Raw genomic sequence first — 26,779 nt, forward strand, 5'->3', positions numbered from 1 at the left:
GATGAGGGGTGCCGCGGTCCGATTCCGGTCAAGGAGTGCGTCCTTTGAACAAGCAATCATTCTGAAATCATCAGTGAAAATTCCGAATCTTCACCTTCAGCATATCGATAGAAAGGGCGGGAACGAAAATATCCCTTGGCTGGACCGCCGGCGCTCGATACCGCGAATCCGGACTTCCCGGCGATCCGTGGGCGAACTCGTCGCCCCGGCCCGTCGGCAGTTTGAACTCCCATCACGATCCGCCAAGGCGGATAGGTCGCCCGAGAGATCGAACAGTTGCTGGGCGATGAGGTGCACGACGTCCCCTTCCCGCTGGATGCGGCCGTTGGTCGCCATCATGCTTGATCCGAGCACAACGCGTCGGCGTCGCGCGCAGCTTCGGCCAGACGACGACGTTTGCCGGACCGGTCTCGTCCTCGATCGTCAGGAACATCACGCCTTTTGCCGATCCTGGCATTTGACGGACCCGAACGAGGCCCCCGGTCATCAACCACCGGCCATCGCGGGCAGACATGGCTTCACCGCAGGTGACGAGGCTTCGAGCGGCGAGATCCTTGCGCAAGAAAGCGATCGGGTGTTCGCGCAGGGTCAAGCCAGTATGGCTGTGTATACAGCCGGCGAAAGCCGCGGCCTCATGCGTCGCCTGCAGCAGGCCACGTCGAGAAACAGTACTCAACCGTTGCGCTTGCTGTCTCTTCCTAGTTGATACAAATAGCTCCGTACACTCTCTCCAAGGGATAAAACGATATTCGAGATATCCGTCATGTAGATCAGCGTGCTCATCATGGCTCTCCACCTTCGATTTATCTGCAAGCAGGTTGAAAGGATCGCGATGTCGAAGCAATGGACAGAAACACGGAAGTTTTGGATTATTTTGGTGATCGGTTGGCTATTCCCTGCAGAAGCCGGTGCTCTTGAATGGCTTTCGGACGCTGCGAAGTAGTTGCTGCATTCGTGGCCCCGGTAATTGCGAAGAGGCGTCCGTCGCGACGCCTCGCATTTTCGACTGGCAACACTCCCATCGAGGTTTGCCGCTTTGCCTTCGGCAGAAAGGCAGTCTCAATAAGTACGTGCTTGATCTCTTGCGTCAGTGGGTTAGTGGAAATTTTTACATCAGCAAATCTGCCAGGGAAGTCCGCGCAGCACCTCACATATTCGGATAGACAGGCCCTTCGCCACCCTGTGGAGGCACCCAGTTGATGTTCTGGTTGGGGTCCTTGATGTCGCAGGTCTTGCAGTGGACGCAGTTCTGGGCGTTGATGACATAGGTCTCCTTGCCATCCTTCTCCACCCATTCATAGACGCCTGCCGGACAGTAGCGCGTCGAGGGGCCGGCAAAAATGTCGTGCTCCGACGATATCTGCAACGCCATGTCCTTGACCTTGAGATGCACCGGCTGGTCTTCCTCGTGGTTGGTGTTCGACAGGAACACCGAGGACAGCCGATCGAAGGTCAGGACGCCATCCGGCTTCGGATAGTTAATCTTCTCGTGCTTGGACGCGGGCTCGAGAGATTGGGCATCCGTCTTGCCGTGCTTCAGCGTGCCGAAAATGGAGAAACCGAACAGCTGGTTCGTCCACATGTCCAGACCGCCAAGGCCGACACCGACCAGCGTGCCGAACTTCGACCACAGCGGCTTGACATTGCGCACCCGCTTCAGGTCCTTGCCGATATCCGTCTGGCGCCATTCGGTCTCGATCTCGATCACTTCGTCATTGGCGCGGCCCGCGGCGACCGCCGCGGCGATCTTGTCGGCTGCCAGCATGCCCGACAGCACCGCATTGTGGCTGCCCTTGATGCGCGGCACATTGACGAAACCGGCCGAACAGCCGATCAGCGCGCCGCCCGGGAAGGTCAGCTTCGGCACCGACTGATAACCACCCTCGGTGATGGCGCGTGCACCGTAAGAGATGCGCTTGCCGCCCTCGAAGGTGCCGCGGATCGCCGGATGCGTCTTGAAGCGCTGGAATTCCTCGAAGGGATAGAGATAGGGGTTCTTGTAGTTCAGGTGCACCACGAAGCCGACGGCGACCAGATTGTCTTCCAGATGATAAAGGAATGAGCCTCCACCGGTCTTGAAGCCGAGCGGCCAGCCGAAGGAGTGCTGCACCAGACCCCTTTTGTGGTTCTCCGGCTTGACCTGCCAGAGCTCCTTGATGCCGATGCCGAATTTCTGCGGCTCGCGATCTTTCGAGAGGTCGAATTTGGCAATGAGCTCCTTGGCGAGCGAGCCGCGCACGCCCTCGCCGATCAGCACATATTTGCCGAGCAGTTCCATGCCGCGCGTATAGTTCGGGCCGGGCTCGCCGTTCTTCTCGATCCCCATGTCGCCGGTGGCCACACCGATGACGGCGCCTTTGTCATTATAGAGCACTTCGGTTGCGGCAAAGCCGGGATAGATCTCGACGCCGAGCGCTTCCGCCTTCTCGGCCAGCCAGCGACAGACGTTGCCGAGCGAGACGATGTAGTTGCCGTGATTGTTCATGAGCGGCGGCATTATGAAGTTCGGCAGACGCAGCGAGCCGGCGGGGCCGAGCAGCAGGAAGTGATCGGCATTGACCTCGGTCTTGAAGGGGTGGTCAGCCTCCGCGCGCCAGCCGGGCAGCAGGCGGTTGATACCGATCGGATCGACCACCGCGCCAGAGAGGATATGGGCGCCGACTTCGGAACCCTTCTCCAACACGACGACCGATAGTTCCGGATTGACCTGCTTCAGGCGGATCGCCGCAGACAGACCGGCAGGTCCACCGCCGACGATTACGACGTCGAATTCCATGCTTTCGCGCACTGCTTTACTCAACGTTCATTATGGAGCACAGGTGCCGGTTTAAGCCGGGCAAGCCGCTTCAGTCATAGTGATCATTTAACCATTCTATAGATCGGGCCGCGCTCTATGACTGGATCGAGAATTCCATTTGAGAGTTCGTCTGCGGCATCAAATAAACCTGGTGGATTGCGATGAGGAACCGGATAATTCAGTTCTGCCTTCATTTCATCGGAATAGATGTACGCACCGACGATCAAGGTGGAGAGAATATAAAATCCATCTCCGTCCTCGTCCGCCAGCCTTCTCAGCCTGGCCCACATCTCTGTCGCAGGCGTGAAGCCCAACACCTCTAGAAGAGCTGTCAGCATTTCGAAGTGTTTGTCGAGTATCGCAGCGGCCTTCGTCACGAGTTCGTTGAATTCGGCAACGGAACTGCCAGAGCGAAAATCACCTTCTTGTGGAATTAAGGTATCCGCGATGATGCGCAACGTCTGCAGTTCCCGTTGCGTGAACGCTCGTGGCGGAGCGGAGGCGGGCCTGGAAACAGACAGGCGCTTGTCGCTGTTCAACTTACCGCTGTTCGTCATTGTGAAGCACCACCTTTGAGGTTGCGAACGAGTTCTTTGGCATTCCGGAGTGCAAGCGCGGCTATTGTACTGGTTGGGTTCGCGGCTCCGCCGGTGACAAAAATGCTCCCATCGGAAATGACCAAGTTCGGAACGTCGTGGCTGCGACCGTATTCGTCTACAACAGACGATTTTGGGTCTTTTCCCATTCTTGCTGTTCCAAGCAGGTGCCCCGGCTCGCCCTGGAGATCGGCGATCTCGATTGTCTTCTTCGCGCCAGCTGCCGCATGGATTTCACTGAGCCTTTTAACCGTGAAGTCCCTGATCTTCAGCGTATTCTCACTGTAGCGATAACTGATCTTCGGTGCCGGGATGCCATCGCCATCTGTCAAAATAGGATCAAGCGTCACGGTGTTCGTTTCTTCGGGCAGGTCGTCAATGTTGGCTGCCCAGAATATCGCGTTGCGTGCATCCCTGATGACGCGATGGAAACTCTTGCCCCAGAGCTCATCAAACGCTAACAACCTGTGTGGGTCTACGCCGTTGAATAGTAGGCCCGGCGTGGGACAGGCGTGCAATTTCGAACCGCGAACAAACCCCCGCGAGAGATCGGTTTCGTAAAACTGCATCGAACTTGCCGCGGATCCGGCCGGACCGCGCCAGGACTCCAGTTCATCGTCATAATAGCCGATGACCGCGCAATTGGGGTGCAGCATCAGGTTCTTACCCACTAAACCAGAGGAATTGGCCAGCCCCAAGGGATGTCTGTCGCTTGGCGAAAGCAGAAGAAGCCGGGGGGTGCCAATACCATTCGCGCAAACAACGACTGTTTTCGCTGATGTGTGATAGCTAGTGCCATTCGAGATCCAGCTTGCACCCGAGGCCCGGCCGTTCTCGTCCGTCGTTATTTTCGACACCCTTGCGCCGGTAATCAATTTCGCTCCGGCTTTAATCGCCGCGGGCCAATAGGCTAGGTCAAAAGAAGCTTTGGCTCCCTCTGGACAGCCCTGCGTACATGTGGCCCATCGTGCGCATGCTGCAAGGGACCCTATCTTCTGGCTTGGTATCGCATTTGAATGGGGCCACCAGTGCCAGCCAAGAGCGTTCATCGATTGCGCGGCCTTCATGCCATGTTTGCCAAGGGGCATCGGCGGCATTTTTGGAGCATAACCCTCGGGATAGGCAGGATCTCCCTCAAGCCCGGAAACTCCGATGAAGTCGTCGACTTCATCATAGAAGGGGGCCAATTCGGCGTAGCTGATAGGCCAATCGTCAGCCACGCCATCCGTTGTGCGTACACGGAAGTCGGAAGGTGCTAGGCGAGACCACAAAGCGCTGAAGTGGATGGTCGATCCTCCAACCGCGCTGTACATCGAAGGCGCCAAGTCTGTGTCGGAAACATCCAAGGGATAATCTGCGGGATTGCGCCGACGATTGGGTTCTGCTTGCCAATGCCCCCGGGCCACGAGCTCCCACATATCGAAGTTCGCGGCATAATCGGAAGGGAGCGCGTAGTCGCCCTGTTCCAAACATACGACACGGAGTCCTGCAAGCGCGAGGGTGTGAGCGGTTATGGCCCCCGATGGTCCTGAGCCGATAATTACGGCATCGTAGATATCTTCTTGCCCTGTCATTTCATTCATATCCGTCATCCATCCCTCTGTATATCGCTATCGTTTCCCGCCGCTTCGATAAGGATCTGAATCCCAATTCCCGGCGCGTAAAAATTCGGCTATCGCGTTAGATGGCCTTTTGTAGCTCAGGCAGCACCTCGAAGAGATCTGCCACGAGGCCATAGTCGGCGACCTGGAAGATCGGCGCTTCCTCGTCCTTGTTGATGGCGACGATGACCTTCGAGTCTTTCATGCCGGCGAGATGCTGGATCGCACCCGAAATGCCGCAGGCGATGTAGAGCTGCGGAGCGACGACCTTGCCGGTCTGTCCGACCTGCCAGTCGTTCGGAGCGTAACCTGCATCGACGGCAGCGCGCGATGCGCCGACGGCAGCACCGAGCTTATCGGCGACCGGCAGGATGACTTCCTTAAACTTTTCGGCTGAACCGAGCGCACGGCCACCGGAGATGATGATCTTGGCGGATGTCAGTTCCGGACGGTCGGAGGTCGACACCGCATCGTTGACGAAGGTCGACAGACCCGGATCGGACACGGCGGGGATCGCCTCGACCGAAGCCGATCCGCCTTCTGCGGCAGAACCGAAGGATGCAGTGCGCACCGTGATCACCTTCTTGGCGTCGGTCGACTGCACCGTCTGAATGGCGTTGCCGGCATAGATCGGCCGCTTGAAGGTGTCGGCCGAGACGACTTCGATGATTTCCGAGATCTGGGCGACGTCGAGAAGGGCTGCGACGCGCGGCAGGACGTTCTTGCCGACCGAGGTGGCGGCCGAGATGATGGTGTCGTAGCTCGCTGCCAGCGAGACAATCAGGTCGGCCAGCGGCTCTGCCAGATCGTTGGCGAGCTCGTCGCTTTCGACGAGCAGGACCTTGGAGACGCCCAAGAGCTTTGCGGCGGCATCGGCAGCAGGCTTGACGCCTTTGCCTGCGACCAGCACATGAACGTCGCCGCCAATCTTGGAAGCAGCCGTGAGTGCCTTGCCGGTCTGGTCGGAAAGGGTCGCATTGTCGTGGTCAGCCAGAAGAAGAATGGCCATTATCGTGTTCTCCCTTTCCAGATCTCAGAGTACGCCGGCTTCGTTCTTGAGCTTGTCGACAAGCTCGGCGACCGATTTCACCTTCACGCCTGCCTTGCGGCCGGATGGTTCTTCCGTCTTCAGCACCTTGAGGCGCGGCGCGGTGGAGACGCCGAAATCAGCCGGGCTCTTTTTGTCAAGCGGCTTCTTCTTTGCCTTCATGATGTTCGGCAGCGAAGCATAGCGCGGCTCGTTGAGGCGAAGGTCGGTGGTGACGACAGCCGGAAGCTTGACCTTGATGGTCTGCAGGCCGCCATCGATCTCACGGGTGACAGCGGCGCTGTCGCCGGCGATTTCGACCTTAGAGGCGAAGGTTGCCTGGGCGGAGCCGAGAAGGGCTGCAAGCATCTGGCCGGTCTGGTTGGAATCGTCGTCGATCGCCTGCTTGCCGACAATGATGAGGCCTGGCTTTTCAGCGTCGGCAACACCCTTGAGGATCTTTGCGACTGCGAGTGGCTCGACGGCGTCATCGGTTTCAACGAGGATGGCGCGGTCGGCGCCCATGGCGAGCGCGGTTCGCAAAGTTTCCTCGGCCTTGGCCGGGCCGATCGAGACGACGACCACTTCCTCGGCCTTGCCGGCTTCCTTTAGGCGAAGGGCCTCCTCAACCGAAATCTCGTCGAACGGGTTCATCGACATCTTGACGTTGGCAAGGTCGACGCCCGATCCATCCGGCTTGACACGGATCTTCACGTTGTAATCAACCACCCGCTTCACTGGGACGAGAATTTTCATGCGCTCTTACCTACACCTATGTATTCAAATCTGCCGATTGGACGCGGTCCAAGCCGAACTAACGCGCACTTTCAAACGACGACGGAGCTGAAGTGCCGTACAATCGCCTCTTGGATACTCAAAGCGGCCAACCAAGATGTTTTCGGGTTGTCCGGTAAAGGTTGGTTTTGTAGCTCGATTGAAAAACTGCCAAAGGCTCCCGTCGCCTCCACGCGATGTCCGTTCGTCGCTGTCCCGGGGTCTGCCAAAAGTGCTACGCTGGTTGCGTCAAACCCGACACCTGCGAGCGCCACCGCGGCGGTTACATTTGCGTTTTTTGGATAAAGCTGCGCGGCTTGTCGTGCGTTGCCTTCGAAGATGACCGTCGGCTCAAGAAGCGCCGTCAAGTCCATCCTATCCGCAGCCGGAGTGCCCGCCCAAGCGATTGGTGGCTTGATGCCAGTATAGGCTACTTTACTCAAGCCTGCGCTTCTCGCCGATCTCAAAACATCAAGTCCTCCAATAGCGCCTGACACGACCGTTAGACGGCAGCGTCCGACTTTTGCGGCAACCTCAAGATCATCGAACAACGATTTGTCAGCCAAGCTCCCGGTTGAGACAATGATTGTGTCGATCCCGTTCCGCAGCAAAGTCGGAACAAAATCGCGCACAGCATCGTGGCTTGCGCACTCAACGACCAGTGAAGGACGCCAGGCGACAAGATCCGCAACATCGTGAAATAGCTCTAAACCAGCAATTTCACTCGCCGGCGGCGCGAACTCAGCTGGTACGAGTACCGCTGCCACGGCCACACCGGCTTCGGACCGAAGAAGCGAAGCCTGCAAGCTGCGGGCCATCGCACCATATCCAATCAACGCAATGCGCTTGCTCTCGTCTGCCAAAGCAAACTCCCTTCCTTTGATTTAGCTGATTGTATGAGCAAGAATCGGCTGACGGGCACCCAACTTCACGTAGGTCTGCTTGGTATCCAGATACTCATTAAGTGCATCCAAACCGTTTTCACGACCAAAGCCACTTTTCTTGACACCACCTTGGGGAAGCTGCGGCGCCGCCTCCAGAAACGTGTTCGCAAATACGGTTCCAGACTTCAACTGGCGGGCAACCGTAAAGATTTTGTCGATGTCTTTGCTCCACACCCCGTTTGCAAGACCGAATTCGGTACTATTAGCCAAATGTATTGCTTCTTCCTGTGTTTTGAATTTTGTCACACAAAGAACAGGCCCGAATATTTCCTCCCGGAAAACGCGCATGCTAGAGGTAACTTCAGTAAGGATCGTCGGACCCACGAAAAAGCCATTATCGTAAGCTTGGCCCTGGAGACGCTCTCCGCCACACGTGAGGATGGCACCTTCTTTCTGTCCGTCGGCGACGTACCCGAGGACCTTGTTCATGTGCCCCTCATGGATCAGCGCACTCATATCCGCATTTTTGTCCATGGGGTGGCCAACAACGATCCGCTTTGCGCGTTCGGCAAGTTTTGACACAAATGCGTCGGCAACACTCTCTTCGATCAGCAGGCGCGATCCGGCCGCGCAAACTTCGCCCTGATTGAAAACGAACCCAAAGAGAACGCCATCCAATGCGGCATCAAGGTCCGCGTCGGCAAAAACGATGTTGGCGCCTTTACCTCCGAGTTCCAATGCTACGCGCTTAACGGCCTCCCCACATTTTCCAGCGATGTGCCGACCAACACCAGTGGAGCCCGTGAAGGATATCAGTGATACATCGGGGTGACTGGTCAGAGCCTCGCCCACGGCAGTCCCTGTGCCAGTCACGACATTAATAACACCTTGAGGAAAGCCCGCTTTGCTCGCCAACCTCGCAATCTCAATGGCGGTACTGGACGTTAGCTCGGAGGGTTTGATCACTACCGTGCATCCAGCCGCGAGCGCATACGGGAGCTTCTGAAAAAGGCAGATCAAAGGGAAATTCCACGGCACGATCATGCCGACGACCCCACATGGTTCTTTCGTTACAAGCCCCAGCGACAGAGGCCCGAGCTGTGTATGGGTTTCTCCTTTTTCGGTCACCGCAAGTGATGCTGCAAAGCGCGTCATTTCGACAACCATTGCAAGCTCGTATACAGACATCTTCGTCGCTTTGGCGGATTCCTCCGCTTCAAGTCGAACAAGATAGTCCGCGTTGTCTGCAATCAAGTCAGCAAATCTATTAAGCAGCCCAGCGCGGCCCGAGCCGCTCAGATCCCGCCAATTTTCCTGGTTAAATGCCTTTAACGCCGCCGCTACAGCAGCATCGACGTCTTCCGACGTACCTGCTGAAAAGCGCGCGAGTAACGTGCCGTCGGCGGGTGAGTGGCGGTCGATCAACGTGACCGAAGGATCACACAAGACCCCGTCGATAAAATGGCCGTAAGTACGGTGCGAGAGAGCGGGGTGCGCTTGCAACAAGTGAGCCTCCATCAACAAAAATTTTACTAGGGGTCAAAATGCCGGTACGTGTGTCGACGACGCGGCTCTCTTTAGCGGGGACGTCGAAACGGTCTCAATTTGCAACGACACGCACACTCTCCGGGGGCGCGTACACCCCAACGACATCACCTACTTGGCTGGCGCATCGATCGGTAACCGCAATCAGCCGCGTGTCCCCGATTGCGAGATAGACATTGGTGGTCTGGCCCAATGGTTCGACGAAGTCGACAACTGCACGCGCCGATCCAGGCGAACCAGGTTGGACGAGCTTCAGGTGTTCAGGCCGAATACCGAGTGTAAATTGGTGTGCTGGATCCAGTCTCGCGGCAATCAACTCGCGCTCGGTAATTGGAAGCGTATCAACAAACTCCTGGATCTGACAGGTCGGCTGACCCGGCGTCTTCATGACAGCCGGGAACAGGTTCATGGGCGGTGATCCCATGAAATCAGCGACAAAGCGCGTCAGGGGCCGGTCATAGATTTCCATGGGCGACCCGATCTGAACCATGTCGCCCCGACGCATGACGGCAATTCGGTCTGCCATAGACATAGCCTCGATCTGGTCGTGCGTGACATAAATCGTGGTGATTCCCAGTTCGGACACGAGCTTTTTGATTTCGGTCCTCATGACGGCACGAAGCTTCGCGTCAAGGTTCGAAAGCGGTTCGTCCATCAGGAAGACTTTAGGGTTTCGTACTAAGGCGCGCGCTAGCGAAACTCGCTGCCGCTGACCGCCGGACAGTTGAAACGGCTTACGGCCAAGATAGTCCGCGATACCGAGCTTGCCGGCTGTTTCCTCAACCTTCCTCTTGCGATCCGACTGAGGCACCTTTCTGATCTTGAGCGGAAAGGCAATGTTTTCAAAGACTGTCATGTTGGGATAGAGCCCATAGTCTTGGAACGCCATGGCGATATCGCGATGGCGCGGCTCTGCGAAGGTCACGTCCCTGCCGTTGATGTGCACGGATCCCGAGGTTGGTAATTCGAGCCCTGCGACCATACGGAGTGTTGTCGTCTTTCCGCAGCCAGATTCCCCCAGCATGACGAAAAACTCGCCTTCGGCTATGTCAACTGACACGCCGTTAACAACAGTTATCTCGCCAAAACGCTTTTGCACGTTTCTAATTTGAATGCCCACGATAGCCTCCTTAGCCTTTTACTGCGCCAAATGTCAGGCCGCGAACAAGATAGCGTTGCATAAGTAGAACGAGGATGACGACAGGCAGCGACATGACGACACCTGCGGCTGAAGCCAGACCCCAGGCAATTGACTTTGCGCTCAGAGTATTTGCAGCGATGACCGGTAGCGTTTTCGCAGCGTTCGACGTCAACATGGAAGCCAGGAGAAATTCGTTCCAGGCAAACATGAACACGATGACCATTGTCGCTGCCAGGCCGGGCAACAAGAGCGGGAGCGTCACCCGCCAAAAAGTTTCAAGTCGTGAACATCCGTCAATCAGTGCGGCTTCCTCAATTGACTGCGGGATATCCTGAATAAAGACGCGCATTACCCAGACAACAAATGGTAGACCGGAAAGAGCGTACGCCGCAGTCAGCAACCAGTAGGTATCGAAGATACCCAGCCACCTCGCGAGGATAAACATTGGAACGACACTGACGATCGGTGGCAGCATACGGATTGATAAAATCTCGAAGGCAATCATCTGCTTGCCTTTTATATCGAACCGAGCCAGCGCGTAGGCGCCCAAAGTTCCGCAAACCATCGCCAGGCTCGTGGACAATCCGACGATGACGACACTGTTGATAAACATCTTGGCGATGCCAATGTCCGTGATGAGCTTGGCGTAGTTTTGCAAGCTCGGGGTGAAAACCCATACAGGTGGGAATGCTGTAATTGCCTGGTCGCTCTTCAAAGATGCTGTGACCATCCAAAATATTGGAAAGGCGAAAAACGCTGTCGCAAAGAGTGCAAAAAAGTACGCCAGCAAGATTTGAGAATATCGGCGAATAGCGGGCCTTTTCATAGACATGCTGGGCTCCTATCGGCTTTCTTTTTCAGAAATAATTCGCGCAAAGCCAGAGAGCTTGGTGAATATCAAAATTATAGCCGTCACGATTAGTAGGGTAATCCACGACAATGCCGATCCGTAGCCGAGATCAAAAAAGCGGAAATTTATCCTCTGCAGGTAGACGCTGACGAGATCAGTGGAAAAATCTGGCCCACCTCGCGTCATGATGAACGCCGTGTCATAGGTTCGGAAGGCATCTACGATGCGCAGTAGCGTGGCGATAACGATGACCGGCCGAAGTAGCGGCAAAGTGACGGAGAAAAACACACGTATCGGCCCGGCCCCGTCAATGGCAGCGGCTTCGAATGGGCTGCGTGGGAGCGATGAAATGCCCGCGAAGACAATAAGAAACATGAAGGGAGTCCACTGCCAAATGTCGACAAGTACAATCGATAGCAGCGCGGTGCTTGCCGATGATGTCCAGAGCTGGGGTTGAAAGCCTAACACGGTCAGGAGGTAATTGAGGACGCCGAGGTCGGGCATCATCATGACCCGCCACACGATGCCAACAGCGATCGGCGTAACCAACATTGGCACCAGGATGATCGTCCGCAACAGGAAAAATCCAGGGTACCGCAAGTTGAACAGAAGCGACAAAAGTACTGCAAGAACCAATGACGACGTCACACTTAAGGTTACAAAAACACAGGTGAGGCCAATGGCATGCCAAAATTGTGGATCTAAAAGGGCGTTGGCATAGTTTTTCAAACCGATGAATTGAGAGGCTCCGCCATGGGTCGGGTTGTAGTTCGTCAACGAGATGTAAAGAGAATAGATCATCGGAAAAAAGCCGACGAGGTTCATAAGGACAAACGCCGGTGTGAGGAGAAGTACGCCTGTCCGGCGCTCTCCCGCCCGTTCCGCTTTATGGGTGCCAGTGACAACTGGCGTAGAGATTGAACGCGTCATAGCCATAGTAATTTCCCATTGCATGATAGGAACGGCCGCGGGCCGTTCCTTCACGTCAGTTCAAGCGGCCTTAACGAATGATGGCTTTGACGCGCGTTTCGGCGTCTTTCATCGCTAGGTCAGGCGATTTTCTGCCGAGAACGGCGGCCAGAATTTCCTCATATAGGACCCGTTGCACTTCCACCGAGTTCGGAACGCGGTAAGGGGGTAGTGCGATCGTGGTGGTTCCCCGCTTCTTGAAATCCTGATAGACGGCCAGCGAGGGGATTCTTGCTTGCACCGCCGGATCTTCTAGCTGCGATTTGAACACCAGATTCATTTCGCCGTTATCGAGAAACAGCTTGTACCCCTCTCCCTTAAGCATCCAATCGAGGAATTTATAGCTTTCGATTGACTTTTGTGAAAAAGCGCTGACGCCGATTGAAAAGCCACCGGTCATTTGCTGCTGATATTTTTCGCTTGGAACGGCGGCATAGCCGAACTTGCCCTTCAGTGGTCCATTCTCCAGGCCGGAAAACACATCCGACCAACTGATAAACATCGCGGCTTTTCCTTGGGAGAAAAGGGACAGACCGTCTGGATAGTCGAGACCTTCAGCGCCCTTGGGTGCAAAAGGAAACACCTCCTTGATCCGTTCAATCGCCTTCACACCCTGTCCCTCAGTATTGAAGGCAGGCTGATTTGAGCCATCCAACACGCCATCGTCGGTGGGCCCCAACTTTGTCATGCTCATTAACCGGGTAGCCCAGTCGCCTGACATGTGAGCATCCTGACCACCTAGTAGCAGGATGTTGCCAGCCACCTCATTTGTATGAAGCGCTTCGGCACACTTCCGATAATCGTCCCAGTTCGTGGGCACCGAAAGACCCTTTGCTTCGAACAGATCCTTTCGGTAAACAAAAATAGGGGTGGCGAGCGTCAGCGGTATTCCGTAATGCTTCCCGTCGCGCTGCACAAATTTCAGGGATTCCGGAATTACATTCTGATATTGCAAAGGCTGCAGCGATGCATCCTCAGCCTGGATATCCTCCACGGCCTTCACCCACTGATTGCCTAAAACCTGATTGATGAACAATGCGTCCAAGGTCAAAAGGTCATAAGTGGAAGATCCTTGAGACATTTCTACAAGGAGCTTTTCGTAATGCTCATTTTGCGGAACGGGGTCAGCGCTGATTTCGGCAGCGGTATAGGATTTCGAAATTTGGTTACCCAGCGTTTCGCCGAATAGGAGGTTCATATTCAGAATGTTAAGACTTTCACCGGCGGCAAGTGCACGCGTTGAACGAAGGTTGTAGGCAGCAAGCAACGCCGCTGCTGCTTTCAATGCCATTCTGCGGCTCATTTCACGATGATTTTTTACTATGGTCATGTAGGCCTCCACCATTGTTCCCGTATGGTTTACGACTTGGCAACGTTGCGTTGTCAGCTAAGAGGGTCCGTCTTCCGCGGCTTCCACTTGAACTTCGGAGCCGCTGATACGGCGGTTCCCATGCTCCTGTTATGGCTAACCTGAAAGGTCGCCGAAGCTTGGAGTCCAGTAACCATGTGGCGGCTTCAGGGACAATGGTAAAGTACCCCAAAATATTGGACAAATTGCTCAATTCCACGGTGACTGCCCTGCATGTTCGGCATCTTATAGCCGGCCGAGGTCTGTAGGTACCGCATCAAGTCGAGGCGGCAACGACGAGCGCGACCCGTGTAACCCAGCCGAGACTAGCACCGGACGGTCCTCTACACGCAGGAGCCGTCGCTCCTCGGTTTCGCAGGTTCAGATCTTCTTTGTCCGCAGCTCACGAAGACGGACTGGGAACTACGCCCCAAGCTGTTCCCCGCAGCGGGGTCCTATCTCACTATGGCCGAGAATTCTTGATGCTCGACACACTGAGCCAATTTGACTGGAAATGAAATAAGGACTTCGTTCGTGGGTTGATCAGGATCAATCCCGGACTGCCTGCATGGCCGCATTATACCTTAGCACCGATGATGAAGCAGGGCTCTCAAGCCGACGGCCAACGCCCATGCTCGAGTGTCAATGATCTTAGACGATCGCGCCTGCCGACAGCAAGATTTATGAAACGGGGCAGCGTGGCAATTCACGCGACTTTGGCGCCGTTGCCTGGAGGGATTGGAGGGACTTGCTGACGTGGAACCTTGCTTCTAGCCCGTCGCGTCAAGCCGATCCATCGCACTCACGTCTACGATGTCTAATCCCAAGCTCACTCAACTCGGTCGGATTTGGATTGGACATAGTACTTTTCCTTCCGAGCGTCCTTCGTGGCAGCGCCAGCAGATGGCACAACAGTCTGCCCGGCTGCGGTCAATTGTTCGTACATACTTCGCAATGCGCGCCGTGTCACGGCCATGTCGCTCTCGCTGAGGCCAGCCAGCATAAATGTATCGAGTTCGATCGCCTGCGGAATCAAGGCGTCCACCAACCCCTTGCCTTCAGATCGCAACGATACAACGATCTCTCTCTTGCTCTTTGTCGAGCGGACTTTCCGGATAAGTTTGCGTTCATGCATCCCCTCGGTGAGCCGCGACAGCGTTGAAGCATCGATTGATGTCAGCGAGGAGAGATCAACCAGTTTTGACTCTCCGAAATCATGAAGCACAACGAGAACGCGCCACATCGGTATCGTTAACGAGTGGATCTGCAGCTTCAAAACGAACCGCTCGTTTATTGCAGAGGCAACCCGGTTCGTGAGAAAAGAGAGACGGTCCTCGAGCTTGTAGTTTTCTTCACCCATGCGTCTCTTCACTTTTGTCGAAGTTCATCGTGCAGCGAGGTCGAATACCACAAACCTGTTTGGAATCCGATCCGAAAAAAGATCGAGATAACCGAGATTGAGGCGCGTCTCGGTCAAAAGTGGATAAATATGATTTCGGAGCGGCGGCCTACTGGCCGCCGCCCGCTACAGTAAAAGGGTCAGCTGCGTTCCTCGCGCAGGAGGCCCAACTTTTCATGCACCGGCCGATCGGAAAATGAGAAGAGAATGGAATCCGAACTGGAGCTTTCAAATCGATGGCGCAACCAACCGGGAACAGCGAACACGTCGTTCGGGCCCAATACGACTGGCGCCGATCCCTCCACAATCACGGTCGGCTCCCCTTCGATGACCACGAATACAGCGCTTTCGGTCGACCGGTAGAATGTCGAGTTAAAACCTTTAGGGAGCAGTCGGATCGTCGTGCCAAGCGTTGGGATTGCCCAATCCCCGTTCACAGGGTTCACATAACGCATGCAAATGCCGAGGTGCTTGTCGATGTCAGTGGACCGCTGTAAAACGTCAAGCGCCTCACGGGTTCTGGCGTAGGGATAGTTAAACACCGGCGACGTGCCGGACATGCTGGGCATGACCACCGGAAGCAGGCCGCTTCCGAAGCGAGCGAGAGAGTCGCCCTCCGGTTTGCTCAACACCTGCCGGTTGGCTTGATGTTCTTCGCGAAACCCTGCCTTTAGAAAATTGACCAATGGCACGTCGAGCCCGTCCAACCATATGACCGGCTCGTCGCCGTCATGCCCGTGATCATGCCAAGTCCAGTAAGGCGTGAGGACCAGGTCTCCACGATGCATCGTTGTCTTCTCACCCGATACTGCAGTAAAGCCGCCCACGCCTTCGAGCATGAACCTCAACGCCGATTGAGTATGCCGGTGAGCTGGGGCGACCTCACCCGGCATGATCAACTGCAGTCCAGCGTAAAGCGTATCGGTGATCTGAGATTTCCCCTCAAGCCCTGGGTTCTCCAGAACCAGAACACGACGTTCCGCCTCCTCTGCGGTAATCGCGCGACCTGCGGTCAACAACTGAGGGCGAACCAAATTCCATGCCCAGTGATAGGGGACCGCGTTCGGGCGAGGGTCGGTTGGGACAAGCCCCTTCAGGCGTTCCCATAGAGGCGCCAGCTGAAGAGCGCTGAGCTCAGCGTAGTAGGCCGATCGCTCGATAGTGTTTGGCGTGTTGGATTCCGTAGTCATCTAACAGTTCTCCTTGCACTGGATGGTGATCATCGTTGACAGACAAGGCATAGCGATATACTGCATATGCAATAAATGCAAATGCAGTAATTTAGCCGGAGGGAGATGCCATGAAGATTTGCAGGTTCAATCACAACCGGATCGGCGTGGTAGTGGGGGATACGGTCATAGACATCACTTCGGCCTTTGACCTGAATCCAGCATGGCCCTTGCCGCCCGGCGACTGGCTTGCCCGGCAGCTGCTGGATCTCCCCAAGATGCGCGCGGCTGTTTCCAAAAGTTCGTCGCGACTGGCGCTACACGAAGTCTCCTTGGCATCGCCCATCGCAAATCCAGGCAAGATAATTGGCGCGCCAATCAATTATCGCGCTCACATTGATGAAGCGAATGCCGACAGTGAGATCAACAACGGCACGACCTATACAAATATCGACGAGTTCGGCCTGTTCTTGAAGGCGGGAAGTTCGTTGATAGGACCTTCCGAAACTGTCATGCCCCGCTTCAGCGAGCGTCGGACAGATCACGAAGTAGAACTCGCGGTCATTATCGGCAAAGAGGCCAGCTTTGTGAAAAAGGATCGGGCTTTCGAGCATATCCTAGGCTTCACAATCGGTCTGGACATGACCGTTAGAGGAAAGGAATTTCCATCGTTTCGAAAGTCCCCAGACACCTATACCGTCCTCGGGCCATGGCTTGTAACCTTCGACGAAATCCCCTCTCCCGATGCTCTGGAGCTTCGTCTCAGCGTGAACGGAATTGAGAAACAGAGAGCGAATACGTCGCAACTCATCTTCAGCGTTGCACGCCTTATCGAGTATGCCTCGAGCTTCTACACCCTCTTTCCGGGAGACATCATAATGACTGGAACCCCTCAGGGAGTGGGACCTGTTCAGCCGGGCGATACTATCGACGTGCAGATAGAAGCCATCGGGGAATTGTCGATTTCAGTAGGGCGCGCCGCCTCCTGACGATGACGCTGAATGGCAACAATTGATGAGCTCGCTCCAACACACAACAAGGTAATTATATCAGATGACTAAAGTTCTCGTTCTCTACCATTCTGCTTATGGCCATATTGAAACGATGGCCAAGGCGGTTGCAGATGGCGCACGTTCCACTGGCGCCGAAGTTGTTATCAAGCGGGTCCCCGAGTTGGTGCCCGACGAGGTTGCCAGAGCTTCGTTCTTTAAGATGGACCAGGAAGCTCCAATCGCCGACCCGAACGAACTGGATCAATATGACGCGATCATCGTGGGAGCAGGAACACGATTTGGCACTGTGGCATCGCAGATGCGCAATTTCTGGGATCAAACCGGGGGACTTTGGGCCGCTTCGAAGCTCGCTGGTAAAATAGGCGCGGTGTTTACAGCTTCCGCGACGCAGCATGGCGGTCAGGAATCAACCATCCTGGGCTTCCTCCCGACACTGCTTCATCACGGAATGATCGTGGCCGGTCTTCCCTATTCCTTCCAGGGACAGCTCGGGTTGGAAGAGGTTAAAGGTGGAACGCCGTATGGTGCGACAACAATCACCGGGGCTGACGGTTCGCGTCAGCCTTCATCCGTAGAACTGGACGGTGCGCGTTATCAGGGCGCTCACGTCGCCAAGATCGCGGCCAAGCAGGTCGCCTAACCATCAGCAAGCCTTCGGAAAGCGGGAGTCTAAAGCGCGGCCTCCCTTTGCGCGCGAGGCTTCGTTAAGCCACGACTGTCGAGCGACAATCGGGATGAGATCACGTCTCATGTTGGTTGTCGCACTACGCACGGCCGTAACTATAGCTCGCTTGCGACCACACTGCACAATCGGCCAACCGACGGTGTGCACCAAGCATCAATGATCAAGGAAGACTGTGCGGCGCTCTTGTCCGCATGAACGGGATTGTGGCCCGAGCCGATGGTTCAGGGCATCAGGAAAGGCAAATATCGCATATCTTCAAATTACCCGGTCAAAACCGACAAGCTCATCCTTCGAGGCTGGGCCCGAAGTAGTTCGACGATGCTGATTCCGATGATCATTTACAAGTCCGTCGCCAGAGGCACGAGTTTGCGAGCAGATGCTCATTGTGGGGCGCAACGTCGTCGCTGATCTAACCGTTCGAGCGACAGGTTGTTGTGTCAGCCTTGCCCTTCCGTCTCGTGCAGATCGGTGCGTTTTACAATCGCTCATCGTCCCGTGAAGACAGGAGGACGTTTTTCGGTAAAAGCAAGCATGCCTTCCTTTGCGTCTTCAGTCATTGCTAGGCAATTAACGCTAAAGCGTTCGAACGCTAAGCCATTTTCTAACGTGGCACCGACAGCATTGCGCACGCAAGCTTTCGCCGACCTCACTGCGGCCGGAGCCCGCGCCGCTATTGCGCGGGCGATCTCGATAGTGCGTGTCACGGTAGCAGGTGGATCACAAACCTCGACGGCGAAGCCGAACTGAAGCGCTCGCTCCGCACCGATGGCTTCTCCAGTCATCAGCATATAGTTCGCCAGGTTCGGCGAAAGTTTGCGCGGCAATCGCTGCGTTCCACCGTCGCCTGGCACGCCGCCTAGACGGATCTCCGGCTGGCCAAACTGGGCATTCGAGCCTGCGACGACGAAGTCGCATACCAGGGCGAGTTCACAGCCTGCCCCGAAGGCGAGGCCGTTGACGGCAGCAATCAACGGCTTTTCAAAGGACTCGATCGCCGCCCAAGCGGCGACACGGGATGGGCTGTTTGACACTTCAACAGGACCTAAGGCCACCATTTCCTTGATGTCCGCCCCGGCTGCGAAAAACGCCTCCGTCCCCGCGAGAATTACGCAACGCACGCCATTGTCTTCATCAAGCTCGCTAAGCAAGCGTCCCAGCTCAATGATCATCGAGCTGTGCAACGCATTTTTTTTATCCGGGCGGTCGAAGCGAATAAGGGCAACGCCATCTGCCGGTCGTTCCAGGACGACTTTGTCGGCGTAATTCTCGGTCGGGTTCATGTTATCTCCAGTTGCTACGCATGCAGCCATTTGCTGCCCCAAGGGTCGCGTCTTTTCGTGCCAATCAAGCAATGACCGCCGTCCCGCGAGGCTAGAGGCGGTTGTCCTTCAAAATTGAACGAGCGCAAATGTAACCCCATGTCATATATGGTCCGATTGTCGTACCAACCTGGCTTGGCGTACGTGCTCCCGTGGGGCTGGCCATGACATTGCCGGCGCAATAAAGGCCGGGAATTATGCTGCCGTCCGCCCGAAGCGCTTGACCATACTCATTGGTTCTCACTCCGCCTTTGGTTCCGAGAAGGGACGGACGGAACCGATAGGCGACATACGGCGGCTTTTTGATCTCCGCCATAAGACCGACGCTCGATGCTACGCTCTTTTCATAGAAGCAGGAGCATCCTCGCTGATAGTCCTCGTCGATCCCGGTTCGAGCGAAGGCGTTGAAGCGTTCGACTGTCTTGCGCAGAGCGCCGGATGGAAGGCCCGTCTTTGCCGCCAGCTCTTCCAGGGAATCTGCTTTGAGTAACCAGCCGGGTTGGTACCGACGGTACCACCAGATCAGTGGAGTACGTTTGATCATCGGCCAATGGCTGATCACCCAAGCGGGTTGATGAATGAGACCTCCGTCGTCATCCCGATCCATGATGCGATCGTAAACCCAAAACTCATACTCGCTGGCGAACCGGTTACCAGACTGGTCGACAATGATCGCGTCCGGCTCAGCATGGATCCTGAGCGGCAAGCCGTGCAGTTTGCCCTCGTATTTTGTGGGCGGCTGGATGACGATATTACCCTGGTCCATATGTGCGAAGGTGGCGCCAATAGCCTGTGCCATCTTGTGGCCGTCACCCTCATTGCTGCTCGGAGAGCTCTTAAAGTCGATCTCGCTTGGAAAATACGTGGCCAGCATTTTGCTATCCCACTCGAAGCCCCCCGTAGCAAGAACGACACCGCTCCGCGCTTTGTAGGTGTGGCGCCGTCCATCGCGCTCCACCTCTACCCCTTTGACCACACCCGCGGCATCGACCTTCAAGGCGATCGCCCTTGTTGATAATTCAAACATGCACCCGGCGTCGATACAGCCCTTCAGAAGACCGGTGATAAGGCCGTTGCCCTGTGCCATTGAATCCGTGAGCCAGCGCCGGATTAGAGTAGGAAGGAATTTCAATGTACCTCTTATGGGCTGACGATCAAGCTTAGCAGCGACGGTTTCATGATACGTCAGCCTTTGCGGTATCGTCGAACGCCTGACCTTTTTACGCAAAGGCCCGAGAATCTTCTTGCTCAGTGGCTCGACGGAGAGAATTCGGGTTGACTTTGCGCCCACGCATTCTTGGAACGGATCTGGAACCGGCGTGAGGCGAAAACGAAGGGGGCTAAGTGCCTCCACCAACTTGAGCATTTCTGGCCCGTTCCTAAGCTGGCTCTTCCATAGCTCGTCTTCTGTCTCCCGCCACCCTATTGGAGACGCTGCTCGCATATAGGCTAACGCCTCTTCGAATGAATCTTCAACGCCAGCTGCCTGCGCGTAGTGATTGCCAGGCAGCCAGGTCATTCCGCCTGACATGGCGCTGGTTCCACCCAATTTGTCGGTTTTCTCGATGACCCGAACGGACTTGCCAGCCGATGCGGCTGTTAGCGCTGCCGTGAGCGCCGCAGCTCCCGATCCAACGACAATGATGTCTGTTGTGCCCTCCATTTGCCCCGGAGGAGTCGTCCTGACTGATCTACTGAACATCGTGTGCTCTAACTTTCGGCATAGCGGCGGCAAGCGACAACCCAAGTTATCGCCCTCCACGAAATAGGCGCTAAAGGGCGTCTGTGGACTGAAGGAAGGAGCCAATCAGTTCACGATAGCGGGCAGCGCGAGTATTGGGAAAGAAATGCCCTCCGTCGATTATTTCAATCTGAGAACCTCTCACCAGACTGGCAATTTCCCTGGATTGATATTCCGCTGCCAACATGTCATCCGAAGCTCCCACAACTAGGCTTGGCAAACCTTCAATTGCCCGAAGCTCATCGCGGCGATCGAAGTTGAAGGGTGCTTTCATCCGTGCTGCGAGGACATCGTCGGCCATGGTCTGGCGGATCGTCTTGATTCGGCTCATAAGGTCATAGCTCGGATCGAGCACATTCCCACCTGGCATTGCGAGGATGGCCGAAAGCTGCCCGCAGGTTTCCGTCCCCGCCGTATCAAGGACGCGCTGGCGTAGATTGTTGATGAATTCCATATAGCGATCAAATGCGCAAAATGTCCCGCTGAACACTGCTGCCTCGACCCTTTGCCGATGGTCGAGAACCAAGCACTGGGTAATGACGCCTCCCATGGAATGACCGATCACGGTAGCCTTTTTCACTTGAGCATCGTCAAGGATGCCGACCGCGTCGGACACAATTTCACGCAGGGTGTGAACTCCCTCCACATCGCGGTTGGCGCCACACCCTCTTTGATCGAAGCTTATGACGGTGTATTTTTCCGCGAGATAGGAACGATGAGCATCCCAGAAGTTTGCATGCCCACCAAGCCCGGTCACAAGGAGAACAGTGCGCGCACCGCTCCCCTGAATGTTGTAGTGTAAGGTCATTGAGTTGACGCCTTTTCATCTATGTCAAGTTTGCTGAGCCGTATTCGGTCGTCTAACGAGCAATGACGTCGCTATCGAAAAGCTTGGCAATTTGGTCTTGGGAGAAGCCGTACTCGGTCAGGATTTCCTCGGAGTGTTGACCCAGCAATGGAGGGGCTTTGAGTGCAATGTTGGGAAAGGCCGAAGACTTTATCGCATTCCCGACGGTACGGAAATTTCCGTGTTTTGGGTGGTTGATCTCGACGATAATCTTGTTCTCGTCGATCTGCGGGTGCTGCAGGACCTCTCCCAAGGGGAGTACCGGGCAACACAAGATGTCTGCCTTGTCCAGCCGCCTCACACATTCTTCCGTGGTGAACTTGCTAAAGCCGGCACTCATCCGCCGGCGATATTCACCGCGTTTGGACATTTGCTGGGAAAGCGTAGAAAACTCGGGATCCTTGGTAAGATCGGGGATCTCAAGCGCGTTACAGATATCGGACACTGGATTTGGCCTCAAAACCGCAATTACAGCGACGCTGCCATCTGAAGTCGTGAAGATGTCCATTGGGTCTTGCTCAAGAGGATTGAAGTCGTGACCGGTCCGAAGCTTTTGCGTGACTTCCTGTTGCTGCATCACCAAAAAAACGTCGAGAAGATTGATCTCAAGCTTCTGTCCCTGACCGGTGCGCTCGCGGTGGTAAAGCGCCATGAGCACCCCTTGAGCCAAGATCATGCCCGCCGAAAAATCCGCTGTCGAGATCGGGAACAATTGGGGTTTACCATCCGGATCCTTATTCCCAAAGGCAACGCCCGCCATCGCCTGTGCCACGAAGTCCATGCCGGCTTTGTGCGCGAGTGGACCCGTCGCCCCAAAGCCCGATCCCTCGACATAGATGACCTTTTCGTTTATGGCTTTGATATCTTCGTAGCCGAGGCCGAGACGCTCGACCACACCCGGCCGGAAGTTGTGCACAAACACGTCGGCGTTCCTGGCAATCTTTTTGACAATATCACGGCCTTCCTGGGATTTGATATCCAACGCCAGACTCCGCTTGTTACGGTTCATGGCCATGAAGTTCGCGCTTTCGTCGCCTTTGTTAGGGCGATGGCGGTCAATCGCCCGGCTGATGTCTCCGATGCCGGGCTTTTCGATCTTGATGATATCCGCGCCATAGTCACCCAGAACCTGAGTACCGCACGGGCCGAACATGATCTGCGACAGATCACAGATCCGAATTCCTTCCAGTGGAAGTGTCATTGAAGTTCCCTCTTAGACGTTTGTTAGACGCCTACAGTACGTTGATCCGAAATGCCGGGAATGATGAAACCGTATTTATCCACGAGGAGCTTTTCCGTCGTCGGATTGCGTGGAATTGACGCCGGACGGGGTTCGCCCGGAAGTTTCCTGACGCCCGTCTCTCGTAAGGCGCCTTCCACGCTAGGCGGAAGGAATACGCCGCCGTATTTGAGAGGCTCAGTTCCGTTATTGATGAAATGATGCATTAGCGTCGGCGGAAGGACAATGACGTCGCCTTCTGCAATCGGAAACTGTTCATCACCCAGAACCACGATACCTTTTCCGTGGGTAACGATCACTATCTCTTCGGACGCCACGTGGCCGTGATGGCGCACATTGGCCCCTGGTTCAAGCAGCTGTGACGCTGCACAGAAGTAGGTTACCGGCAAAACAGGCGCAGCGATCATGATGCTCACGTAGCCCAGGCTGGGTGCAGCCTGCCAATACTCCTCGCCTTCATCATCTTGGACGATAATGAAATGGCCGTTATCACGCTCCACGAGATTGTTCCCCGCACGAACTCCGACCGAGGCGCCACCATCGGCGGGGGTGCCGCCGCCGAGTGGAAACAGATCGAAGCGCGAGTCAGGTGCCGGCGGAAAAGAGATAACCGACAGGCGAAGAGGCTCGTCACCATCCTGCACGACTTCAACGCCAACACCCCGACCCCAGAACATGAAGGTTCCCTTGGACACCGGATGCTTTTGTCCGTCTACGATGACATGACCTCGGCCTCCGAAGCACAGAACCATCCGCTCGTTAAGTTCATAAGCATGTGGGCGAAGGTAAGCTCCTTTGGGAAGGTCGATGCCCACGACGGCAAAGTGCGAGAATTGATGGCTCACTGGCGACACTTTGACCAGAGCGCTCCCGCCGCCTTCTGAGCCAAGGCTTACGGGTGATCCCTCATCCGCCCGGACCACAACTGCCTCGAGTGGAATTTCAGTCGATGTCTTCTTTGTTAGCATGTGCATAATACTGCGTCCCTCGCATTGATATTATCTGCGCCGGCCGACGTACGATGGCTGCCACCGCACGATCCATTTCCGGCGCCTCGCCCAAGCGAAAATTCGTGGGATAATTGCCAGTTCCCGACCGCGGCACATCTAAAAACGAGAGCGGCCCGACTACAAAATCCGTCAAGTCTGATTTCAAAAAACCATTTTCTCGCAAAGGGAACAATGGTAAAAACTGACAAATAGCTGGACGTTTTGCTCAACGCTTCGTCCCGCGGTGAAGGGGTACTGGATGCCGAACGCGAGTCGAATAAACGTCGCCCAACCCACTTATGGCGGCGCTGCCACGCCTGCTTATTCACTCTATGGCGAAGGCCCGGAACTGGGGCAGTCGATCTACTCGAATGCGGAGTCGATCTTCGTCAGAAGTAAAAATCTGACCAACAATATCGAAATGCATTTGCATCGCGACCTTTACCAGTTCGTGTATATTTCAATAGGAAAATCTACCCTTGTAACACCTGCGGGTAGGAAAGACTTTGGGGATCGGACACTGTTGTTGGTCCCTCCGAATTTCGAGCATGGCTTCAATTCATATCCCGAGATCGAAACCCGCGGCCACGTCATCACGATCAGCGATTTTTTCTTTGGGCGCATGGCACAAAGGGGGCTGCTCGTCGCAGACGTGCTCGATAATATCATGATCTTCGAAGGCATAGATCCAATCAACAACGCCCCGCTGATCGAATCAATTGAGAAAGTCATTCAAGAACATCATGAGTTCCGCTACCCCCATGTCTTGGCAAGGGAAGCTTCCGTGCAGGCGTTCATCGTTGAATTTCTTCGCCTTCTGCATGAACGGAACGCCTTCAAAGAAGGACTGGACGCTGGAAAATACAGAGATCTGTCCGATGGGGGTCGGATCAAGCAGCTTTCATGGCTGATTGATAAATACTACAAATCCCACAAAAACGTCAATTTTTATGCTACGCAGCTCGGTGTTTCCGCTTCCAACCTTAACAAAATGTCTGTCATAGCAACGGGCGGAAGCGTTCATGCCAACCTCAGGGCTCGCATAATGGAAGAGGCTCGGGCTTACCTTGCAAACACAAGCTTGAGCGTTAAAGAAATTGCATACCGACTGGGTTACGAAGACGCTGCCTACTTCACTCGCTTTTTCACCAAAAATGCTGAGATGTCACCAATCGAGTTTCGCCGTATTGCAACCCAAACACAGGGATAGTTGTAAGGCCCGCTTGATTTTCAAACGCGGCATGGGCGGGTTGGACGGGCGAACGAAATTCTCTTTGAATCTCGTCACGTGGAATGCGTAAGGCTCCATGCCCGGCGTCTTGGGGTGGCTTGCGCGCGGTCCCTTAACGGCCCTTTCAGCAATTTTCGTGGCGGCTGTCGGTAGTGACTGCGACAAAGTGCATGCGCGCGGGCTAAATGTCCATTGTTCTCCTCTCTTGATGCCGTAGGCTCCCAGTATGCAGAGCAAGCGAACTGAGCAGCTCTGCCAGCTCAAGTATGCCCCTTCACGGGGGCAATCTCATAACCGCGTCTGACCGAAGCAATGCCCTAGACGCAAGAACACCTGATTTGAAACACCAAGACCGAGATTGGAACAATGACATTTTTTTCCGGCGTGATCCCTTACCTGGTAAGTCCAGTAAACTCTGACGGGAGTATCAAGGAGCGAGTATTGGGTGATCTCTGCTCTGACCTTATTCGAAAACGTGTGAGCGGCTTAACACCGCTTGGAAGCAGTGGAGAATACGCCTATCTGTCCGAGACGCAAAAGATGCGCATCGTTGAGGTAGTGGTTGAGGCCGCGAGCCATCGGGTGCCGGTACTACCGGGCGTCGCCAGCGTTTCCACTCAATCGGCAATAGATCAAGCCAAAGCTTATCGCGGCGTAGGAGTAGACGGAATTGTCGTTGTGCTCGATTCATATTTCCCTCTAAGGGAAAATGAAGCGAGAAAATATTTTTTGGACGTAGCAGATAACGTTGATCTCCCTATCATCGTTTATACAAATCCGAATTTCCAACGCACGGATCTGTCAATCGAGACAATCTGCGCGATTGCAAAACACCCAAACATCGTTGGTCTAAAGGATGCCTCGACGGACACCGGTCGATTGCTGTCCATCCTCAACCGATGCGATAGCGATTTTGCTATTTACTCAGCATCGTCCCATATCGCGACTACAGTACTCATGATGGGAGGCAGAGGTTGGTTCGCTGGACCGGCTTGTGTACTGCCCGAGCAAAGCATCGAGGTGTACGATGCTTGTATGCGCGGAGATTGGAACGATGCGATGACAATGCAAAAGCGCCTCTGGCCTTTCAACGAAGTTTTCGCACAATATCGGTTGGCAAGCTGCTTGAAGGCAGCGCTCAGCGCACAGCGCTACGACGTCGGAGATCCGATACCGCCGCAGGCACCCCTCGACGCTTCCGCAGTCAAAGTAGTTCTAGATGCCCTGACCACGGTCCAGGGTTTTTACTACAGGTGACCGTCATCGCGACGGCACTCAAGATGCTCGGCCATTGACGAGGGGTAGAACCGATTTGGGATAGATATGCTCTGGTGTCCCGGCGATCAAGCAAGCTCCTGTGCGAGCGACGACGTTGAACTCTGTCGCGACGGTCTTATATGACGCGCCCCTTGTCTCCCAAGAAAGCCATCAGCAAGTGAATGGGAACGCTCACGAAGCGTTCTTGAATACATTCTTTCTCCGCGGGCCGATATTGCGGAACGCAAACCACGACTGCTTGTGCCCGTTGAACAGACGTAGGTACACGTTGCAACTATTCCGGTTTGCCGCAAGAAAAACAATCTGATCTGCAGAAGCTCGAAGCAGTCTTGGCGC

The 26,779-nt window shown here is 55.2% G+C and carries 22 protein-coding genes and 1 pseudogene; 4 read left to right on the forward strand and 19 right to left on the reverse strand.

Annotated elements, in window-relative coordinates; all coding sequences use genetic code 11:
* Positions 1-70: 70 nt before the first annotated feature.
* The 14 genes and pseudogenes from GA0061101_RS25950 to gtdA form a co-directional block, all read right to left on the reverse strand.
* Positions 71-607 (reverse strand): annotated as a pseudogene (locus GA0061101_RS25950) (OB-fold nucleic acid binding domain-containing protein); the annotation flags it as partial.
* Between the two features lie 540 nt (positions 608-1,147).
* The gene (locus tag GA0061101_RS25955) at positions 1,148-2,800 is read right to left on the reverse strand and encodes an electron transfer flavoprotein-ubiquinone oxidoreductase (RefSeq protein WP_342587928.1); all 1,653 of its coding nucleotides are present in this window, start codon (positions 2,798-2,800) and stop codon (positions 1,148-1,150) included.
* Between the two features lie 59 nt (positions 2,801-2,859).
* Positions 2,860-3,354, reverse strand: coding sequence for a hypothetical protein (locus GA0061101_RS25960; RefSeq protein ID WP_047558435.1), 495 nt, complete (start codon positions 3,352-3,354; stop codon positions 2,860-2,862).
* Positions 3,351-4,985: a GMC family oxidoreductase gene (locus tag GA0061101_RS25965; RefSeq protein WP_208865034.1), complete on the reverse strand. Its 1,635-nt coding sequence runs from the start codon at positions 4,983-4,985 to the stop codon at positions 3,351-3,353. The genes GA0061101_RS25960 and GA0061101_RS25965 overlap by 4 nt, the downstream gene beginning before the upstream one ends.
* An 88-nt stretch (positions 4,986-5,073) precedes the next feature.
* On the reverse strand, positions 5,074-6,003 hold the full coding sequence (locus tag GA0061101_RS25970; protein WP_092575640.1) for an electron transfer flavoprotein subunit alpha/FixB family protein: 930 nt from the start codon (positions 6,001-6,003) through the stop codon (positions 5,074-5,076).
* Between the two features lie 24 nt (positions 6,004-6,027).
* A complete protein-coding gene (locus GA0061101_RS25975) occupies positions 6,028-6,777 on the reverse strand; it encodes an electron transfer flavoprotein subunit beta/FixA family protein (protein WP_047558426.1) in 750 nt (249 codons plus the stop codon).
* 71 nt (positions 6,778-6,848) lie between these two features.
* A complete protein-coding gene (locus tag GA0061101_RS25980) occupies positions 6,849-7,658 on the reverse strand; it encodes an aspartate dehydrogenase (protein ID WP_208865035.1) in 810 nt (269 codons plus the stop codon).
* A 21-nt stretch (positions 7,659-7,679) separates the two neighbouring features.
* Complete coding sequence (locus GA0061101_RS25985) at positions 7,680-9,185, reverse strand: aldehyde dehydrogenase family protein (RefSeq protein ID WP_208865036.1); 1,506 nt, start codon at positions 9,183-9,185, stop codon at positions 7,680-7,682.
* A 94-nt stretch (positions 9,186-9,279) separates the two neighbouring features.
* On the reverse strand, positions 9,280-10,344 hold the full coding sequence (locus tag GA0061101_RS25990; RefSeq protein WP_092575645.1) for an ABC transporter ATP-binding protein: 1,065 nt from the start codon (positions 10,342-10,344) through the stop codon (positions 9,280-9,282).
* 10 nt (positions 10,345-10,354) lie between these two features.
* Positions 10,355-11,197, reverse strand: coding sequence for a carbohydrate ABC transporter permease (locus GA0061101_RS25995; protein ID WP_092575647.1), 843 nt, complete (start codon positions 11,195-11,197; stop codon positions 10,355-10,357).
* A gap of 9 nt (positions 11,198-11,206) precedes the next feature.
* Entirely contained in the window at positions 11,207-12,151 is a 945-nt protein-coding gene (locus tag GA0061101_RS26000) for a carbohydrate ABC transporter permease (protein ID WP_052212411.1), read from the reverse strand.
* A gap of 64 nt (positions 12,152-12,215) precedes the next feature.
* Positions 12,216-13,514 (reverse strand): ABC transporter substrate-binding protein, encoded by a 1,299-nt coding sequence (locus tag GA0061101_RS26005; protein ID WP_167669595.1) that lies wholly within the window; start codon positions 13,512-13,514, stop codon positions 12,216-12,218.
* An 847-nt stretch (positions 13,515-14,361) separates the two neighbouring features.
* Positions 14,362-14,892, reverse strand: a complete 531-nt coding sequence (locus tag GA0061101_RS26010; RefSeq protein ID WP_092575654.1) for a MarR family winged helix-turn-helix transcriptional regulator — start codon at positions 14,890-14,892, stop codon at positions 14,362-14,364.
* Between the two features lie 179 nt (positions 14,893-15,071).
* A complete protein-coding gene (gtdA, locus tag GA0061101_RS26015) occupies positions 15,072-16,121 on the reverse strand; it encodes a gentisate 1,2-dioxygenase (RefSeq protein ID WP_092575656.1) in 1,050 nt (349 codons plus the stop codon).
* 110 nt (positions 16,122-16,231) lie between these two features.
* Here gtdA and GA0061101_RS26020 point away from each other — a divergent pair, with 110 nt between their 5' ends.
* Together GA0061101_RS26020 and wrbA are read left to right on the forward strand one after the other, a co-directional pair.
* Entirely contained in the window at positions 16,232-17,089 is an 858-nt protein-coding gene (locus GA0061101_RS26020) for a fumarylacetoacetate hydrolase family protein (protein ID WP_092575659.1), read from the forward strand.
* Between the two features lie 64 nt (positions 17,090-17,153).
* A complete protein-coding gene (gene wrbA, locus GA0061101_RS26025) occupies positions 17,154-17,753 on the forward strand; it encodes an NAD(P)H:quinone oxidoreductase type IV (RefSeq protein WP_092575661.1) in 600 nt (199 codons plus the stop codon).
* 530 nt (positions 17,754-18,283) lie between these two features.
* Here the strand turns inward: wrbA and GA0061101_RS26030 are convergent.
* The 5 genes from GA0061101_RS26030 to GA0061101_RS26050 all read right to left on the reverse strand — a co-directional run bounded on the left by GA0061101_RS26030 (position 18,284) and on the right by GA0061101_RS26050 (position 23,919).
* Positions 18,284-19,078: an enoyl-CoA hydratase-related protein gene (locus GA0061101_RS26030; protein WP_047558403.1), complete on the reverse strand. Its 795-nt coding sequence runs from the start codon at positions 19,076-19,078 to the stop codon at positions 18,284-18,286.
* 91 nt (positions 19,079-19,169) lie between these two features.
* Positions 19,170-20,780 carry an FAD-dependent oxidoreductase gene (locus tag GA0061101_RS26035; protein ID WP_167669596.1) on the reverse strand — a complete coding sequence of 537 codons (1,611 nt, stop codon included), beginning with the start codon at positions 20,778-20,780 and terminating at the stop codon, positions 19,170-19,172.
* Positions 20,781-20,889: 109 nt separating this feature from the next.
* Positions 20,890-21,666, reverse strand: coding sequence for an alpha/beta fold hydrolase (locus tag GA0061101_RS26040; RefSeq protein WP_047558397.1), 777 nt, complete (start codon positions 21,664-21,666; stop codon positions 20,890-20,892).
* 52 nt (positions 21,667-21,718) lie between these two features.
* Positions 21,719-22,906, reverse strand: coding sequence for a CaiB/BaiF CoA transferase family protein (locus tag GA0061101_RS26045; protein WP_092575667.1), 1,188 nt, complete (start codon positions 22,904-22,906; stop codon positions 21,719-21,721).
* 23 nt (positions 22,907-22,929) lie between these two features.
* Positions 22,930-23,919, reverse strand: coding sequence for a cupin domain-containing protein (locus tag GA0061101_RS26050; RefSeq protein ID WP_092575669.1), 990 nt, complete (start codon positions 23,917-23,919; stop codon positions 22,930-22,932).
* Between the two features lie 274 nt (positions 23,920-24,193).
* Between GA0061101_RS26050 and GA0061101_RS26055 the strand changes: the two genes are divergently transcribed.
* Positions 24,194-25,144: a helix-turn-helix domain-containing protein gene (locus GA0061101_RS26055; RefSeq protein WP_047558386.1), complete on the forward strand. Its 951-nt coding sequence runs from the start codon at positions 24,194-24,196 to the stop codon at positions 25,142-25,144.
* A 387-nt stretch (positions 25,145-25,531) separates the two neighbouring features.
* On the forward strand, positions 25,532-26,422 hold the full coding sequence (locus GA0061101_RS26060) for a dihydrodipicolinate synthase family protein (RefSeq protein WP_092575672.1): 891 nt from the start codon (positions 25,532-25,534) through the stop codon (positions 26,420-26,422).
* The last annotated feature ends 357 nt before the right edge of the window (positions 26,423-26,779 follow it).

Source organism: Martinezella lusitana, from assembly GCF_900094565.1.
Lineage (GTDB): Bacteria > Pseudomonadota > Alphaproteobacteria > Rhizobiales > Rhizobiaceae > Rhizobium > Rhizobium lusitanum.

What these genes read in the sequence shown, in the direction of transcription:
- GA0061101_RS25960 (WP_047558435.1), bottom strand. Translation starts at nt 3,354, where the DNA reads ATGACGAACAGCGGTAAGTTGAACAGCGACAAGCGCCTGTCTGTTTCC.
- GA0061101_RS26000 (WP_052212411.1), bottom strand. Translation starts at nt 12,151, where the DNA reads ATGGCTATGACGCGTTCAATCTCTACGCCAGTTGTCACTGGCACCCAT.
- GA0061101_RS26060 (WP_092575672.1), top strand. Translation starts at nt 25,532, where the DNA reads ATGACATTTTTTTCCGGCGTGATCCCTTACCTGGTAAGTCCAGTAAAC.
- gtdA (WP_092575656.1), bottom strand. Translation starts at nt 16,121, where the DNA reads ATGACTACGGAATCCAACACGCCAAACACTATCGAGCGATCGGCCTAC.
- GA0061101_RS25975 (WP_047558426.1), bottom strand. Translation starts at nt 6,777, where the DNA reads ATGAAAATTCTCGTCCCAGTGAAGCGGGTGGTTGATTACAACGTGAAG.
- GA0061101_RS26055 (WP_047558386.1), top strand. Translation starts at nt 24,194, where the DNA reads ATGCCGAACGCGAGTCGAATAAACGTCGCCCAACCCACTTATGGCGGC.
- GA0061101_RS25970 (WP_092575640.1), bottom strand. Translation starts at nt 6,003, where the DNA reads ATGGCCATTCTTCTTCTGGCTGACCACGACAATGCGACCCTTTCCGAC.
- GA0061101_RS25995 (WP_092575647.1), bottom strand. Translation starts at nt 11,197, where the DNA reads ATGTCTATGAAAAGGCCCGCTATTCGCCGATATTCTCAAATCTTGCTG.
- GA0061101_RS26035 (WP_167669596.1), bottom strand. Translation starts at nt 20,780, where the DNA reads ATGGAGGGCACAACAGACATCATTGTCGTTGGATCGGGAGCTGCGGCG.
- GA0061101_RS26045 (WP_092575667.1), bottom strand. Translation starts at nt 22,906, where the DNA reads ATGACACTTCCACTGGAAGGAATTCGGATCTGTGATCTGTCGCAGATC.
- GA0061101_RS26050 (WP_092575669.1), bottom strand. Translation starts at nt 23,919, where the DNA reads ATGCACATGCTAACAAAGAAGACATCGACTGAAATTCCACTCGAGGCA.
- GA0061101_RS26030 (WP_047558403.1), bottom strand. Translation starts at nt 19,078, where the DNA reads ATGAACCCGACCGAGAATTACGCCGACAAAGTCGTCCTGGAACGACCG.
- GA0061101_RS25965 (WP_208865034.1), bottom strand. Translation starts at nt 4,985, where the DNA reads ATGACGGATATGAATGAAATGACAGGGCAAGAAGATATCTACGATGCC.
- GA0061101_RS26040 (WP_047558397.1), bottom strand. Translation starts at nt 21,666, where the DNA reads ATGACCTTACACTACAACATTCAGGGGAGCGGTGCGCGCACTGTTCTC.
- GA0061101_RS26010 (WP_092575654.1), bottom strand. Translation starts at nt 14,892, where the DNA reads ATGGGTGAAGAAAACTACAAGCTCGAGGACCGTCTCTCTTTTCTCACG.
- GA0061101_RS26020 (WP_092575659.1), top strand. Translation starts at nt 16,232, where the DNA reads ATGAAGATTTGCAGGTTCAATCACAACCGGATCGGCGTGGTAGTGGGG.
- wrbA (WP_092575661.1), top strand. Translation starts at nt 17,154, where the DNA reads ATGACTAAAGTTCTCGTTCTCTACCATTCTGCTTATGGCCATATTGAA.
- GA0061101_RS26005 (WP_167669595.1), bottom strand. Translation starts at nt 13,514, where the DNA reads ATGACCATAGTAAAAAATCATCGTGAAATGAGCCGCAGAATGGCATTG.